Raw genomic sequence first — 16,226 nt, 5'->3', positions numbered from 1 at the left:
AATGTACAAAATTAGTAGATTGTATAATTACCTAATAGATTATATCTTGCCAGCAAGATGTTTGTCTTGTGCTGAAATGACTGCCACTAAAGAGGGTTTTTGTCTAAATTGTTGGAAGAAACTTGATTTTATTACAAAACCTTACTGCAATATTTGTGGTTGTAGATTAGATATATCAATTTTAGATAATATGTGTTGTGCAAAATGCTTTCAACATAAACCTTGGTATGATGTATCTCGTAGCTTAATTAAATTTAATGAGCATAGCAAAGAAATAATTCATGCCTTTAAATATCAAGATAAAACTATTTTCTCCAAAACTTTCAGCAAATTACTTTATAGACAATATCACAGCGAATTTCAAGATATTGACCTGATTATTCCAGTTCCAATGAATAGATTCAAAAGATTGTTTAGAATGTATAATCCTGCTTTGATTATGGCTCAAGAAATCAGCAAACTACTAAAAAAACCGGTAAGTCCTGACGTATTAATTAAGTCAAGATGGACCAAATCCCAAACTTTTTTATCTAAAAAAGAACGAGAAAAAAACTTATCAAATAGCCTTATATTCAATAAAAAATATCAAATTATAGGTCAAAAAATATTATTAGTAGATGATGTATTGACAACTGGCACTACCATTAACAAATGTGCTAAAATCTTAAAGGATTCCGGGGCTAAGAGTGTTTATGTTATGACAATTGCCATGACATAAATACTCTTATATCCCCATTTTACCCCCATTCGGGATAAGAATTAGTTAATTCTTATCCCGAATTCGCGTATTTTGCACTCATTAAATTGAGGATAAGCTACTTAAAAATTCACTTTAACCTTCAAACTACCTTGGTGACCAATATATTTGCTGGCAATGTTAACATTATAGATAATACCACATTCCATCATATTATATTTCGCAGTGAAACCAGTACCAACAGTGAAGAAGGTCTTAACAGGTTTAACTGATTTAGTTGGTAATGGTTCATTTATCCCATCTAACCTTGCATCAATAATTGGTGCTTTTCCTTTGAAGTCATGATTAACGTAACCATGCAATTCTGGTATTAACAATACTTTGTTAGCCTTCAGGGTTGCCGCAGTTCTTAACCCCAAAATACCTTCAAATTTATTGTACGACCTTTTCTTAACAACTAAGTTTTGGAATTTTGTACCAGTTTCCGTATAGCCAGCATCCTTAAATTGCGAATATCTGAACCCAATTGTTGGGGTAATCATTAACTTTTCAGAAGCTATATAATTATACCCTGTAAGTAATTGACCACTATAAGAGATAGATTTATACTTAGCAGCAGCAGTCTCTAGAGCAGTAACATTTCTCTTCGTTGTGGCGATTAGGCGTCCTTCAGAGTTCTTAACCCTAGTTATACCATATGATGCTATAGCTTCAGTAAACCAATTATTGGTAAGATTATATAAACTATATAAGGAGAAGATATTAGTCTTACCGTTAGTTTTATCACCAATTTTCTTATCCTGATGAGACATTTGTGTGTTAATTCGGCTATAAGCTGCACCAAGTAGCAGGTTATCATTTACTAAACCATCAAATCCAACTATTCCACCAGCTGATTTCGATTTATAACCACTAACTCCTTTATACGTTTCTTGGCAAGCAGTACCATAGAATGGACTACCCCATACTCCATACCTTAGCGTATCATCATCACCAGAGCCTATAGCTGATGTAGCATTTTCAGAGTCTACAGCTGATGCAGCATTTTGCATAGGTACTGAATTTCCCATCCTTGTTGCAGTAATTTGGGTATCAGCTTGAGCAATCAATCCTCCAATTATTTCAGATGTTGGATTTCTTACAAGGCTCTCTCCTATTGGATGTTCATTACCAGGCAATATTCTATCCATCGCTTGAATAGCATGCTCTTTATCCATCTGACCTATATTGTTCATGAACTGAGCAGCAGAACTATTACGATCTGTTACATTATTCAACTGTGTATAAAATTCCCGATTTTCCTGTGATGTGGATTTATCAGCAATTTCTTTAGCTATAACTTCCTTAGAAATGTCAGTTATATATAGTTTTAGATCGCTAGAATCCATGGACCACTGTACAAAACGGTTTTGTTCACCAGTTGGGTCAAGCTTAATTTTACTATGATCAATTGCAACAAGACCATTACCATTAACTGACGAAATCACAACATATTTAGCCCCCTCCTTAGGAATTTTGTTAATATCAGTCTGAGCTTTCACTTTTATAGTCAGCTCGTCTGCTTTCGATAAATCCAATTTACTATCTTTCTGAACCTCTATATTACCACCTGCTCCACTTGATGTGTCGTAGGCAGTAACTAGTTCTATCTTTCCTGTCAGCTGTGCCTGACCAGTATATTTTAATTGATTAGCTGCAAGATCTACGGTGAAATCTTTAGCTGCTAAATTACCAGTTATAGAGGCTGTTTTAGGTAATATAATTATCTTAGCTTGATCTGCTTTAATATTAGCAAAGTTAATATTTTGTTCTAATATTACATACTTATTTGCAGCAAAATTTACTTCTTTCCCATCAGCAGTTTGTTTAAACCAAACATTATCGGCAAACGTTACCTTACCACCAGTAATTTTGGCATCAACCAGTACTGCCTTATCAAATTTTGCAATACCTTCATTTTTTATTTCATCCGAAACAATTTGTGTACTATAGGCAAAACTTCTCAATGATCTTGATAGGCTAGACCCATCTACAGTGAAGTTTGGCACAGATATAGTTCTGTTTGTAGTACCAGCAAAAGTTGCAGTCTTATCACTAGCAATTGTTATTTGCTTAGAATAAACATCACCTTTTACCGTAGCATTATTAGCAAAGGTTACATCAGACAATCTTAATTTATCTGTTCCTAAATTATAAGCAAAGCTTCTATCCGAGTTGAAAACTACTTTACCAGTATTATCAGTTTTAGTTGATATATCGGAATAGACACCACTATTAATAGTAATTTTATGATCACCCAGTAATTCAATAGATTTTAACCTGTTATTCTCTAACCCAATATATTGATCTCTAGTGGTAAAATCTGCAGCCAATTCAAGAGTATGAACATTATTACCAACAGTCCTAATACTATCTACAGTACTTGTTCCCCTTAAAGTTAAAGTTGCCTCCTGTGTATTAGAGAAGCTAATATAATTCGCTGAAACTGCTTGGGTAATCTCTACATCTTTTCTCGCTATTTCTAGAGTATCTACTGCTATTGCACTATTAACGGTTATAGCTTCAGCATTACTAAATTGAACCGTACCTTGACCGTCAGCTGCTCCCTTAATATCACGGGTCGTCACGCTGTTAGCAAACTCAGCAGTTGCCCCAGCAGATATTATGATGTCCTGATCATTAGCAGTTTGAACTTTGTCGCCAAAGACGGTAGTACCTTGAACTTGTATAGTACCAACAGGACTTGTTGCCGTTCCAACTACACCAGTAACTCTATTGTTGCCTTTGAATATTAAACCAACTGCAGTTCCTCCTGTTGAGTTAATAGAACCTTCTAAATTAAAGTTATTAGCAAAAATTAAATTATTATTACCATTACCTTGAATTTCAGTAATATTATAATTGCCACCTGCTAATCTTACCTCACCTGCCCCAGCTCTTAACATCTTTAATTTAGTAATCGGGTCTGTTACTTCACCAATTCCTAGGAATACTAATGTTCCCTTAGCATCACCAGTACCAGTACTAGTTACACTACCATTGATTCTCTTACCAGCTTGCAATATAACTGTACCATCATGATTTTGGAAATCTACATTACCTGTAATATTACCAGCGGTAAGTACAGTATTTGTAGCAAATAAAATATTGCTATTAACATCACCCAGTTCTACTACATTTGCATTTAATTCTATATTTTTGCTATGAATGGTAATCTGCCGAGTGTCAAATTTACCAGCACCAGAAAAAATTACCTTTTTTAGGTTATTACCAATAATACCTAAAGATTTACCTCCTCCAGCAATCGTCAATGTTTTTTCAGCCACAGCAGAATAAAGCTCAACTATACCCTTACCATCAGCACCTGGATTTAAATTATTTACCAAAGTTATTGTTTTATTGTCAGCAGCACTATTCCGTAAAGTTAACTGAGCATCTGCATGGTCAAAAACAATCTGATTAGCAGCATGAGGATTTAAATTAAAACCAATGTGTTCTGCATCAAGTATATAATTTGCTGGACCGACAGCAGCACCACCAGCAGGATCCGCCCCAATATGAATATTTGCAATCTGTGCAGAGGTGGTACTTTTATCGGTAAATATTGCCCCTTTCATAATGTTCAACGCGTCCGTTTCATGGACATCAAGTCCATTAGCAACACCTCCTGCGATAGTGACTGGGCCTTTAATTTGCAATTCCTTTAGCTCTTGACCAACTATACCAAGGCTTTTTCCGCCAACAGATTCCACAGTTAATAGTACCCCATTACCTTCCATTAACACGATTCCTTCATGACCAGCAGCTCCTCCTGGTAAGTTATCCGCAAAAGTTATGGTATTATTAACAGCATTTGATGAATATAAATGCAAAACCGAATCTGCGTCCAAGAAATTAATAGTTTGATCAACAGCAGCAAGAGCAGCAGGATCATTAACTCGACCAAGAAGATTAACATTACCATTTGAAGCATCTATTTTTAGAGTGTGAGGAGCAGGAACAATAGTACCTATATTTATGGTTTTAATCTTTCCAATCTGTGCATTTGTGGCTGTAAGGTTAGTATGAACATTTAAAGTACCATGATCACCATTTGCTATTGTTGAGTCGAAATCATAAGGTCCAGCAACACCATCAAATTCTAATGTTCCATTAACAGCACCAACACCAGGTTGATCAAAATTAACTTCTCCTCTAAAATTACCACCAATTTTTACAGTACCAGCAGCAGTAAAGTTGAGTGCATTAGTATAGACATTTTGTCTTAATGTAACATCATTAGCTCCATTAATATTAATTTGAGAAATAAGCCTATTATTAGCAGGATTAGCAGCATCAATAGTACCAATATCCCCAGTTACTTCACCAACTCCTGCGAAGTTTAATATTCCTTTACCAGCTCCACTCGCAGTAACAGCACCAGTGATTATATTATTATGTGCCAAATTAATTGTACCTGCATTACTGTTAAAATGCACATTACCCCTAATCCCAGCAGCAACATTTAACGTACCATCCGCATTAAAAGTCACATTACCCTTCATCAAACCTGCAACGGTAACATCAGCAGCAGCATTGTTAATATTAAACCTTCTAGCAGTGGCTGTACCCCCTAACTGTACAGCACCTCCTCCAGCAGCATTTCCAAAATTAACCTCTGCTAAAGCATGAGTAGCACCAATATTCCTAGTTACTTCACCAACTCCTGCGAAGTTTAATATGCCAGCCTTAATAGCACCAACATTATTATTATCCACATTACCATCGATTCTCTGACCAGCTCCTAGAGTAATTATACCATCATTACCTTTGAAGTTCACATTACCCTCAATCCCAGCATCAGCATTTAACGTACCAGTCCCATTAAAAGTCACATCACCCTTCACCAAACCTCTAGCATTGACAGTAATCTTATCATTATTTATATTAAAACTTGTGGCATTGGCTGCACCCTGTAACTCTACAACACCTGTTCCAGTTCCCCCGAAATTAACCACTGTTAAAGCATTAGTAGCACCAATAGTCCCAGTTACTCTACCATTCCCTAGAAAGTGTAATTCACCAGCAACAGCACCACTAGTGTTAACTACATTACCAGTGATTGTCACATTATCTCCCACATGAAGTATAGACGCTGGATTAGTAAGGTTAGTGTTATCAGCCCAAACATTACCGTCTAAAGTAAGTGCTCCAGCACCGATATTTACGGTTGCTAAAGCATGATTAGCACCAGCAGCACCAATAGTCCCAGTTACTCTACCATCCTCTAGAAAGTTTAATTCACCAGCAACAGCACCACTAGTGTTAACTACATTACCATGGATTATTACATTATGTCTCACATTAAGTACAGACGCTGGATTAGTAAGGTTAGTATTATCAGCCCAAACATGCTCACCTAAAGTAACTGGTCTTGCACCGATATTTACGGTTGCTAAAGAAAAATTATTAGCACCAATCTGCCTAACTGTACCACCTGTTTCGAAGGTTAATACGCCCTGTTGATGCACAGCAGTCGAGACATTGCCGACAGCTATATCCTCATTATTAAAAGAACGAACTACAAGGGTTGAGGCATTACCAGCAAGATCATTACCACCAAGCTCTACATCACCCAAGCCGGTGTAGGTATTGGGGTCTGCATTGAAGCCATGATTATCCGCAATAGCTGGAGTACCAGTTAAAATTGCGGTGTGGCCAGCTACTATCTTTATAGGTAACGTATTAGCACCACCAGCATTACGCACTATAGAACCGATTGACAGATTTTGACTAACCGTAAGTATGCCGGGCTGATGGTTAGCTAGGTTGATAGCTGTAATAATAGCACCTGCGTGGTCAGCATCAAGTGCATGATTACCACCATAGGTGATTGCTAATTGTCGATCTGCTACATTAGGATCATTCCACACAGCAGCTACATCATATACTGCTGCTATAGGTTGACCGATGTTATCAATTCCGTGCCAATTCACATTAACATTACCATCCGTCAAAGCCGCATTCTGTATAGTTACAGCACCACGAACAGCCTTAGGTGCCGCCAATGCCACACCACTACTGCCTAGGCTAGCTACAACCGAGGCGATTGCACTACTAGCCAGCAAATTTTTAAAGAATTTTTGTTTTTTTGTCATCATTTTACCATTCTATAATTAAAAAAAATAATTCATGTCTATATCCCTGCCATCATTATGTCACTAGGGCAGTTTAAAAGTCCTAACTAATGATAGAAAATTTGTTTTTTAAAATGCATAAATGTCATTGCGAGAAGTTGCAAAGCGGTGACGTGGCAATCCAAAAGTTGCAGTGGCAAAAAATAAAACAGCAAGCTGTTTATTTGGATCGCCACGCCACTTTGTGGCTCGCGATGACAACTATTTGTTTTTATAACTTAGTATTTTCTATCATTAGTTATGACTTTTAAACTGCCCTGCGTAGGCAGCGGTCTAAAATAAGTTGATTTTCTGTTGATTTTACACTAAAGTTGCAGAAAGACAACCCCAAAAAAACTCTTTTTGTAACTAATTCACCTTACGCGTGGCATTTAAAAATTGCAGAAAAGTACAAGACGTCATTGCCACGTAGTGGTCGTGGCAATCCACATTCATTAGATAGTACTTCGCTAATAGACGGTTTTTTAACTTTCAACAGTTATGGGTTGAAGACCAGCAAGGTGATAAATATATTGTTGAAATAGAACGATTAAAAGAAAAAGTATAATTTTTATTATTTAATACCATTTTGCTATTAGTGCTAGCATATATTTAGGATATTATACTAAACATGGAATAAATAATAATAAAAAGTTTTGTATGATAGATAATGCTAAAATAGAAAATATAGACTTTGGTAATGCATTATCAGAGCGTTACCTCTCTTATGCCTTATCAACAATTATGTCAAGATCCTTGCCTGACGTTCGTGATGGGTTAAAACCAGTGCATCGCAGATTATTGTACGGCATGCTCCAATTAAGGTTAGACCCAACCTCTGCCTATAAGAAATGTGCAAGAGTTGTCGGTGATGTAATGGGTAAATATCACCCACATAGTGACGTTGCAGTGTATGATACATTAGTACGTCTTGCACAAAATTTTTCTCTCAGATATCCACTAATTGATGGACAAGGAAATTTTGGTTCTATTGATGGAGATAACGCAGCAGCTATGCGTTATACAGAATCAAGAATGACAGAAATTTGTACCTTATTAATGTCAGATATAGATCAAGATACTGTTGATTTTCGGGCTACATATGATGATTCCGATACCGAACCAGTAGTTATGCCCGCTATGTTTCCTAATTTACTGGCTAATGGTTCAGAAGGTATAGCAGTTGGAATGGCAACCAGTATACCACCACATAATTTACATGAATTATGTGATGCACTAATATATTTAATTGACCATCCTCAATCAAATGTTAACGATATTTTGCAATTTGTTAAAGGTCCTGACTTTCCAACGGGTGGAATAATTGTTGATAGAATCGATTCAATCCATCAAGCCTATGGTGTGGGGCGTGGTAGTTTTAGAGTAAGGGCAAGATGGGCAAAGGAAGACCTAAGTTATGGTTTATATCAGATAGTAATTACTGAAATACCTTATCAAGTACAAAAATCTAAACTTATCGAACAAATAGCTGTACTGTTAAAAGACAAAAAAATTCCTTTAATAAGCAATATTAGAGATGAATCTACAGAAGATATAAGATTAATTATTGAACCTAGGGATCGTAATTGTGATCCTAATGTTATTATGGAATCATTATTCAAACTGACAGTTTTAGAGAATAGAATTCAGCTTAATATGAATGTTATAGGTTCAAATAATATTCCTAAAGTAGCTAATATACTGGAAATATTGCAGGAGTTTTTATTACACCGACAAAATATTATTACTCGCAGATCTAAATTTCTTATTGGCAAAATTGAACATAGGTTGGAAGTTCTCAAAGGTCTAAGGATAGCTTACTTAAATTTGGATGAAATAATTAAAATTATTCGTGAAGAAGATGAGCCTAAACAAGTAATGATAGCTAAGTTTGCTTTAACCGATGTGCAAGTTGAAGCAATTCTTAATACAAGATTGCGATCTTTAAGAAAATTGGAAGAACAAGAAATTATTAACGAGCATAATCTACTTGAAAAAGAGCATGCACATTTACAGAAAATTCTACAAGATCCGAGTGAATTAAAAAAGATAGTTAAGAAAGAAGTTAAAATGGTACAAACAAAGTTTGGTTTTAGCACTAAATTGGGGTTACGCCGAACTAGTTTTGAAGAAGCTAATATTGTTGCTCAAATTGTTGATATTTCAGCTTTCATAGCCAAAGAACCTCTTACCATAATATGTTCCAAGATGGGGTGGATTCGCTCTTTAAAAGGTCATAATAACGATTTATCAACTGTTAAATATAAGGAAGGAGACGCAGAAAATTTTATTCTAGAAGGCTATACTACTGACAAAATTCTTATATTAAGTGCAGCGGGGCGTTTTTTCACTATCCTAGCCGATAATATATTTAAAGGCAAAGGCAATGGAGAATCTATAAAATTGATGATAGATATAGGTAATGAAGAAATAGTAAGCATGTTGGTCTATAGACCTACCCAAAAACTTTTATTGGCAAGTAGTATTGGCAAAGGCTTTATCATTGATTCAGATGAGGTAGTAGCACAAACTAAACTCGGTAAGCAAATTATGCAAATTCCTGCAAATCATTCCTGTATTGCTTGTGTGCCTGTAGAAGGTGATTGTATAGCTTGTATAGGTGAGAACCGGAAACTACTAGTATTTAAACTAGACGAAATACCAATAATGAAACGAGGACAAGGGGTAATTCTACAAAAGTTCAAAAATGCTAAACTTATGGATGTCAAGATATTTGATAGTAGTTTAGGGCTAAGCTGGAAAGTAGGAGAAAAGATTAGGGTAGAGAAAGATCTTTTACCATTTCTTGGACGACGAGGTTTGGTTGGTAAAATCCCTCCTAGTGGATTCCCTAGAAATAATAAATTTTCTTAAGATAAAAATATATGAATAATTCCTCTAATTATATTAATAGACCTCTTACAAAACTAGAGATGAATACTACTAAAAAAAGCTCTAATAGCTCAGTTATGGACTATATCCTACTCATGAAACCAAGAGTTATGGCACTTGTGGTATTTACTAGCTTTTCTGGTCTATGGCTTGCTCCATACCCCATCCATCCATTTATAGCTTGCATCGCTATGCTCTGTATTACACTTGGAGCTGGTAGTAGTGCAGCTATTAACATGTGGTATGATAGAGATATTGATGCGATAATGAAACGTACACAAAACAGACCTCTAGTTATTGGGGTTATAGAACCACAGGATGCTTTAGCTTTTGGCGTGGTTGTGGGGTTCTTTTCAGTTTTTTTGATGGGACTTTGTGTTAATCTACTATCTGCTTTATTATTACTAATAACCATATTGTATTATGTCTTCATTTATACCATGTGGCTAAAACGTTCAACAATGCAAAATATAGTTATTGGAGGGGTTGCAGGTGCATTGCCTCCTATGATTGGCTGGGCAACAGTAACTAATGAGATTTCACTTTTCTCCTTTTCTTTATTTATGATTATTCTAACCTGGACACCACCACACTCCTGGGCATTAGCAATTTTTCGCTCAGAAGACTACAAAAATTGTGGTGTCCCGATGATGCCGGTGGTAAAGGGAGAATATTATACTAAGAAGCAAATTCTTGCCTATAGTATAATTATGGTTATTACTACATTTACGCCCTTTTTTTTAGGAATAAGTAATTTTGTATATTTAGTAACTGCATTTATACTGGGGCTAATTTTTTTATACTATGCTACCTCTCTGTTTAGTGATAAAGATCATAAACAAGCTAAAAAACTATTTGCCTACTCGATATTTTATCTTTTTAGTATTTTTTTAATATTGGACTTCTCTCGAAACTAGCCGCTTGTGGATAGCAACAGAACAATTTAAAAGCCGGGCTGTTTAAACAGCCCAATTTTAAAATTACCCTGAGCAGCTATCCCTCCTACCTCAAAAGCTGTTAATGGCTTTGAAGTAGGAGGAATAAATTATGGGACTTTATTCACTACTTAAGAGTAGCCTTAATAATCGTTATTAAATATAGTAAAACCGATGAGGTATGCAGTAGAATCTTCAGTAGGGGGACAAGGAATCAATTCAGGTGTCGTATACCTAGCAGAAGCGTATGCTTCTTTCATATCATGCAATAATTCTGGATCGTTTTTTAGAACAGGAAAAGCCACTGAATATAACGCATAGGCTTTCCGTGCATCAAGAAACGTTTTCTGCTTATCTAACTGTTGCTTACCTAACTGTTTTAATTGCTTAGCAGTCTCTTGTCTTTTAGTAACATCTGTATGTGGGTAACAATCTAGAGCTCGTACTTGTTTATTTACTGTAGGGGAAGATAAACAAACCTTAGCTAAGCAATCCTTCTCTTTAGCACTATATTCATCTTGAGCAACAGTCTTTGATACTATATTAGTCATATCATAATTAGGGCTATTGTCGGGGGAATATATATAAATATCAATAGCTTTCTTATAAATTTGTTCAGCTTTTGGTTGTTCTGGAGATAAAAGAACTTTAGCTAAATTTATCAAAACTATATGATCACTGGTAGCTTCCCATATATTTGGATCAAGTTTAAGAGCCTTCTCACAAACTATTCTTCCTAAGTCCTTTTGATTTAAAGACAAAAAAACGTCAGCAAGAAGCACCAAAATTTTAGGATCCTCTATAGTTTTATATACATCAGGATTCTCTTTAACAGCTTCATTCAAAATGCTTTTAGCCTTATTTATATTCTTTTGATATTCCTGACTCCGCTTTATATACCTTATATCTGAATGATACTCCGGCTTTGAATTATACAACTCTTTTAACTCAGTTAAAACCTCTCCGGCAAGAGAAGTAACGACCGGAGCTGTGGGGGCTGTGGGAGTTGTGGGGGCATTTTTAACAAGTTGCAAATATTTATAATCACCTATATCGACAGTGCTATCGATAGTGCTATACGGTGGTGGTAGAGATGAAGCAGTAGAAAAGTCACCGGCTTCGTTCACTTTAGTATCTTTTGTAGGTGAAGCTTTAGGTTTAAGTGCCTCCAATTCAGTTTTGTGTTGAGCTGTAACTGCCGCTAATTTAGCTTCGTATTCAGCTTTGAGGTTCTCTAACTGTTTAGTATGTACATCAACAGTTATAGCCGTCTCTAACTTATTGGAAACTTTTTCAACTTGATTTTGAGCTTGTTTAAGTTCTTGTTCAATTTTCTTTACCTTAGGGCTTACAACTGGAGTTGCAGATACCGTAGCAACTGTTGGATTTGGGTTGTACTTTGAAGCATAGGTAGCAGCTTCGGCAGCAAGTTTTGTATCACCAACTGAGTTCAACTTGTCTTCTAATTCTTTAAAGGTATCACTAATAACATCGTATTTTACATTTTCGTCTTTAGGTAATTTTGACTTACAATACTGATAAGCATTCCCGTAACATTTTGTAGCCTCTAATTTTTTTCCAGCAGCTGCCAAATCATCACCTTGTTTTATAAGGATCTTAGCGTGTATGGCAAATATTTGGAAATTGTTGCTCTTGTTACTCAAATACTGCATTTCTGTAATAGCGTCTGTATATTTTTTATCCTTAATTAGTAACTGAACTTCTGTTTCGACCTTTTTTAATAAGCTAGAGTATTGTGAAAAAACGTCATGTACTTTTTGTACATCTGTATCAAAATTTTTATATGTCTTTACCCAGCTTTCTAGTCCTATTATAGATTCATCTCTAGGACTATACTTGTCATACGCATGTAATAAATGTTTATTATGTTCTTGAAACTTAGCTGCTCGGAAAGCACTAATAGCTTGATACTCGTATATCTTAAATAATAATTGCTTTGTTTCCTCAGGTTTAAGGATAGGGTCTTTTTTGATCTCGTTATATAAAATTTTATATTTATCCTGAGCCGCAGTATAACTAGATTGATCGAGAGCCGTACCAATCTTTTGTATATCACCATATAGTTGTTTTAAAGATTCAAGTCTGCCTTGGAAATATCCAAATTCGTTAATTACAGTACCAGTACTAGTATCATTACTAGTAGTCTTTAGGCTAGGATTCCTACTTAGACTAGCACTCTTATTTGAACCAACACTCTTATCTGGACTAGGTTTCTTCTTAAACACATTCAACATAATATCCTCCTGGTATACTTATTATTTAATTATTAGCAGTTAGATTTTATATTATCTAAACCTGCTGTTAAACTTTAGTTGTACTACACACATAGCTGTCATCCGAGCTACGGTGGGAATGACAGCGTTTGTACTACTGGTACTCCAGTATTACAACTTTGGTATGTAGAAATAGGCTCTTGCATAACTTCATTCTTGTAAGGTAATCTTATTGTCAAAATTAAGTAAGGAATTATACATATCTTGTTCCACTTATACTCCTTACTTAATTTTTTTTCAAAACTTCCTCTTTCATAATTTAGCGATACAAGACGTCTTCAGTAGATTAAGACAGGTTTATAGCCAGTAATCAAGTAATATCAAATAACATCATGAAAATTATATTAACAACCCTAATAAATAGTAACTTTTTTGTAACTTATGATATTTTTGCAAATACTTCAAGTTTTTCAGTATAGTTAACCTCAACTATTGATGTAAGACATCGGTTTAATAGCTCCGATGTCATCAACTGTTGAAAGTTAGAAGAGGAAGCGGTTTTAATATAAGGAAAAATGCATTCTTAAAGCGGCTAACGCGAATGCATTTTAAACCTTTCTAAAGCTAGAAACATGATTTTAATCTTTTAAAATCATGTTTTTATTTTAGCAAAATGGATTGCCACGCTCACATACGTTCGCTCGCAATGACGCTGTAGTATAGGTATTTGTAAACTTTCGACAGTTGTACGTTAGATGCCGTGGCGATCTTGTGAAGTAAGGGTTGCTACTTCGAAGGATTGCCATGTCGGCGATTCCATCGCCTCCTCGCTAATAGACGGTTAAGGAAAAGCTTGATTATCGAGTTCTACACCTGATTGTTAAAATATAATACTCCATTCAATATGTGATTTTAATTATTAAAATCACATATTGAATGATGAAAAAAGTTAAAATGCACCCGCAGAATTGCTTCAAGAGTGCATTTTTCCTTATGACAAAGCCAGTTCTATAGAAGAATTAATAATTCTTCTAACAAACTGTTCTAATAGTTTGTTTATGTTTTTACATAATGCGTAGCATTTTGTTTGGTGCTTATATTGAACTTAGGTTATTATAATATACTCTTCTGCTTTGAGGAATTGGTTTTTGCAAATAATTGCGGGGATTTCGCGTACTTATGTACTGCTTGCGTTCGCTCACCCTTGGTTAATATTATGGTTCAATTTGTTACCTTATCAGGCTTTTCAGAATATGAAGACACAATAAAGTTGATGGAAGATAAGGTTACAAGTTTAATCAATAAATCTTCACAAGAGATTGTTTATTTAGTTGAATATAAGGATATTTATACCGCAGGTACTAGTTTTAAGGCAAATGAATTGTTAAATCCTAGAGATATACCGGTAATTTATACTGGTAGGGGGGGGAAGTTTACCTACCACGGTAGTGGACAAAGAGTAATATATCCCATTCTTGATTTAGCCTCAGAACGAAGGCAAAAGGATTTAAAACTATATATTAAACTATTAGAAGAATGGATTATAAATAGCCTTTTATATTTTGGGATTAAAGCTTTTACTATAAGTGGTATAGTGGGGATATGGGTAAAAGAAAACGGTGTACCCGCAAAGATTGCGTCAATAGGTATTAGAGTTAAAAAATGGGTTACATATCATGGTGTTGCTGTAAATATTTCAACAAATCTTGATATGTTCTCCGGAATTATTGCTTGTGGTTTGAGAGATATGCCTGTGACCTCGTTTAAGAAACTTGGTATTGATATAACGTTAGATCAGTTTGATGAAGTTATTAAGGATAAAGTCTTTGAGGTTTTTTAAAATATTCAGTATACCCCTATGAGTTCAATTTATCATATACTTGATAAGATTCCTGCTATTTATCCTGAGGACATGCAAATAGAATATGAACAATTAGCTCAGCAATTAATCAAATCAGGAAAACTTAGAATAGATACCGATAATAGTTGTAATTTTGCAAGATTTTCTGATCCAAAGTTCAATATTAGTTTGATGGTAAGTAAAGAGGAAATAACCGAGCCAAATTTAATTGAACAAACTAATCAGTTATTAAGATCTCTATACAAATCTTCTATATCAGATAAAAAACTGGCATCGATTTATACAGATTTGAAAAAACAAATTCAGAAATTACAACCAGTTGACCAATCCGTTACTGAAAAATTAACAAGGCTTTTTGTTCAGTCAGCCCATCCTATAGTTATTAGGTGGTTATTGCATGATAAGGTTCAGGTATTTATTACTTATTCCCATAATATCGGTGATATGATGGATATAGTTGATTGGCAACGTTCGGGTTCTAATAGTGGTATGCAAAGTACTGACGGTAAGAATGTAGCAGTCTTTGTTTCCTGCGGTGGAAATCCATTTGCTGAAAATGATAAAAATCACCCAACTTATGGTGATGGATGGGCAGCAGCTGCTAGATTGCAAATTATAGCTGGGCAAGAACTTGGGCATTTTGCTGATATTAAAAGAGATGCAAGTGGCAGTCAAATTAGTCGTCATTCAGCAAATTTTTTTGGAACAAAAGCAACCCCCCATGTAAGACAGGCTAGAATAGATGATATTATTAATTGTGATAAACTATTAGCCAAGCTTCTCTCTATAGGGATGAGGCAAATGATTACTTATGAAGAAAAGGTAAAATTTTATAATAAAAACAAGATACGGGGTATAAGGGCTTATTGGGCAAGATTACTTGGCTTTATATATAAACAGAAATTTTTATTTTCCGTTAATAGAAGAAAATTGTTTTTTATTAAGAGATTCATAAAAGAGCAATATATGGGGCTGATGATTAGAGCTATGATTGAAGATATGAAGTTTAATTTAGCACCAGTCGCAGATGTTTATAAAAATAGTGACCCTGAGATCGAAGAAACAATTGCCTGTATAGAAGCTCTAGCAAGAGTACCCCAACAGGTGATGAAATGGGGATATTTAACGACTATGGCAACAATGCAAGGATTATATAAAGTATATTATTCCGAAGTTATACCTTCCTTAATTTCTAACTATGTATTAATGACTAAGCAAAGCTATAAACGTGATATGTCAAAGCCAAGATATCTAACTAATTTTTTTCGTAAAATAAACATATTTAGTAAAAAAAAATTAATATTTAAACAAATCAGAGAAGTATAATTAGCTTTAAAAAGGTTTAAAATGCATTCGCAAAACCACTTTAAGAATGCATTTTTCCTTTCCATGATATTTTCAAAAAACAATTCGTAGGAGCAGAAGAGTATAATCAAGTTTTTTTAAATAGCC

General features: G+C 34.9%; 7 protein-coding genes. 5 read left to right on the top strand and 2 right to left on the bottom strand.

The annotated features are described in order from the left end of the window. Window position 1: 1 nt before the first annotated feature. A complete protein-coding gene (locus ACQH1W_RS04555; RefSeq protein ID WP_341762851.1) occupies window positions 2-718 on the top strand; it encodes a ComF family protein in 717 nt (238 codons plus the stop codon). Between the two features lie 101 nt (window positions 719-819). Here ACQH1W_RS04555 and ACQH1W_RS04550 read toward each other — a convergent pair whose 3' ends face one another. Continuing rightward, complete coding sequence (locus tag ACQH1W_RS04550; RefSeq protein WP_425360957.1) at window positions 820-6,834, bottom strand: autotransporter domain-containing protein; 6,015 nt, start codon at window positions 6,832-6,834, stop codon at window positions 820-822. 681 nt (window positions 6,835-7,515) lie between these two features. Between ACQH1W_RS04550 and parC the strand changes: the two genes are divergently transcribed. Beyond that, window positions 7,516-9,726, top strand: a complete 2,211-nt coding sequence (gene parC, locus ACQH1W_RS04545; protein ID WP_425361204.1) for a DNA topoisomerase IV subunit A — start codon at window positions 7,516-7,518, stop codon at window positions 9,724-9,726. 59 nt (window positions 9,727-9,785) lie between these two features. Then, complete coding sequence (gene cyoE, locus ACQH1W_RS04540) at window positions 9,786-10,661, top strand: heme o synthase (protein ID WP_341763366.1); 876 nt, start codon at window positions 9,786-9,788, stop codon at window positions 10,659-10,661. 161 nt (window positions 10,662-10,822) lie between these two features. Here the strand turns inward: cyoE and ACQH1W_RS04535 are convergent, their stop codons facing one another. Next, window positions 10,823-12,934 carry a hypothetical protein gene (locus tag ACQH1W_RS04535; protein WP_425360956.1) on the bottom strand — a complete coding sequence of 704 codons (2,112 nt, stop codon included), beginning with the start codon at window positions 12,932-12,934 and terminating at the stop codon, window positions 10,823-10,825. A 1,195-nt stretch (window positions 12,935-14,129) separates the two neighbouring features. Here ACQH1W_RS04535 and lipB point away from each other — a divergent pair. Both lipB and ACQH1W_RS04525 read left to right on the top strand, forming a co-directional pair. After that, window positions 14,130-14,753 carry a lipoyl(octanoyl) transferase LipB gene (lipB, locus tag ACQH1W_RS04530; RefSeq protein WP_341761903.1) on the top strand — a complete coding sequence of 208 codons (624 nt, stop codon included), beginning with the start codon at window positions 14,130-14,132 and terminating at the stop codon, window positions 14,751-14,753. A gap of 18 nt (window positions 14,754-14,771) precedes the next feature. Continuing rightward, window positions 14,772-16,100 carry a DUF2748 family protein gene (locus ACQH1W_RS04525; protein WP_375332597.1) on the top strand — a complete coding sequence of 443 codons (1,329 nt, stop codon included), beginning with the start codon at window positions 14,772-14,774 and terminating at the stop codon, window positions 16,098-16,100. Window positions 16,101-16,226 lie beyond the last annotated feature (126 nt).

Source organism: Candidatus Tisiphia endosymbiont of Stenodema calcarata (assembly GCF_964030695.1).
Lineage (GTDB): Bacteria > Pseudomonadota > Alphaproteobacteria > Rickettsiales > Rickettsiaceae > Tisiphia.
Note: the sequence above shows the minus strand (reverse complement) of the source record. Positions and strands in the feature narration are given on the sequence as shown.

Coding starts and splice junctions, on each gene's coding strand:
- ACQH1W_RS04555 (WP_341762851.1), top strand. CDS start 2: ATGTACAAAATTAGTAGATTGTATAATTACCTAATAGATTATATCTTG.
- ACQH1W_RS04525 (WP_375332597.1), top strand. CDS start 14,772: ATGAGTTCAATTTATCATATACTTGATAAGATTCCTGCTATTTATCCT.
- lipB (WP_341761903.1), top strand. CDS start 14,130: ATGGTTCAATTTGTTACCTTATCAGGCTTTTCAGAATATGAAGACACA.
- cyoE (WP_341763366.1), top strand. CDS start 9,786: ATGAATACTACTAAAAAAAGCTCTAATAGCTCAGTTATGGACTATATC.
- ACQH1W_RS04535 (WP_425360956.1), bottom strand. CDS start 12,934: ATGTTGAATGTGTTTAAGAAGAAACCTAGTCCAGATAAGAGTGTTGGT.
- ACQH1W_RS04550 (WP_425360957.1), bottom strand. CDS start 6,834: ATGACAAAAAAACAAAAATTCTTTAAAAATTTGCTGGCTAGTAGTGCA.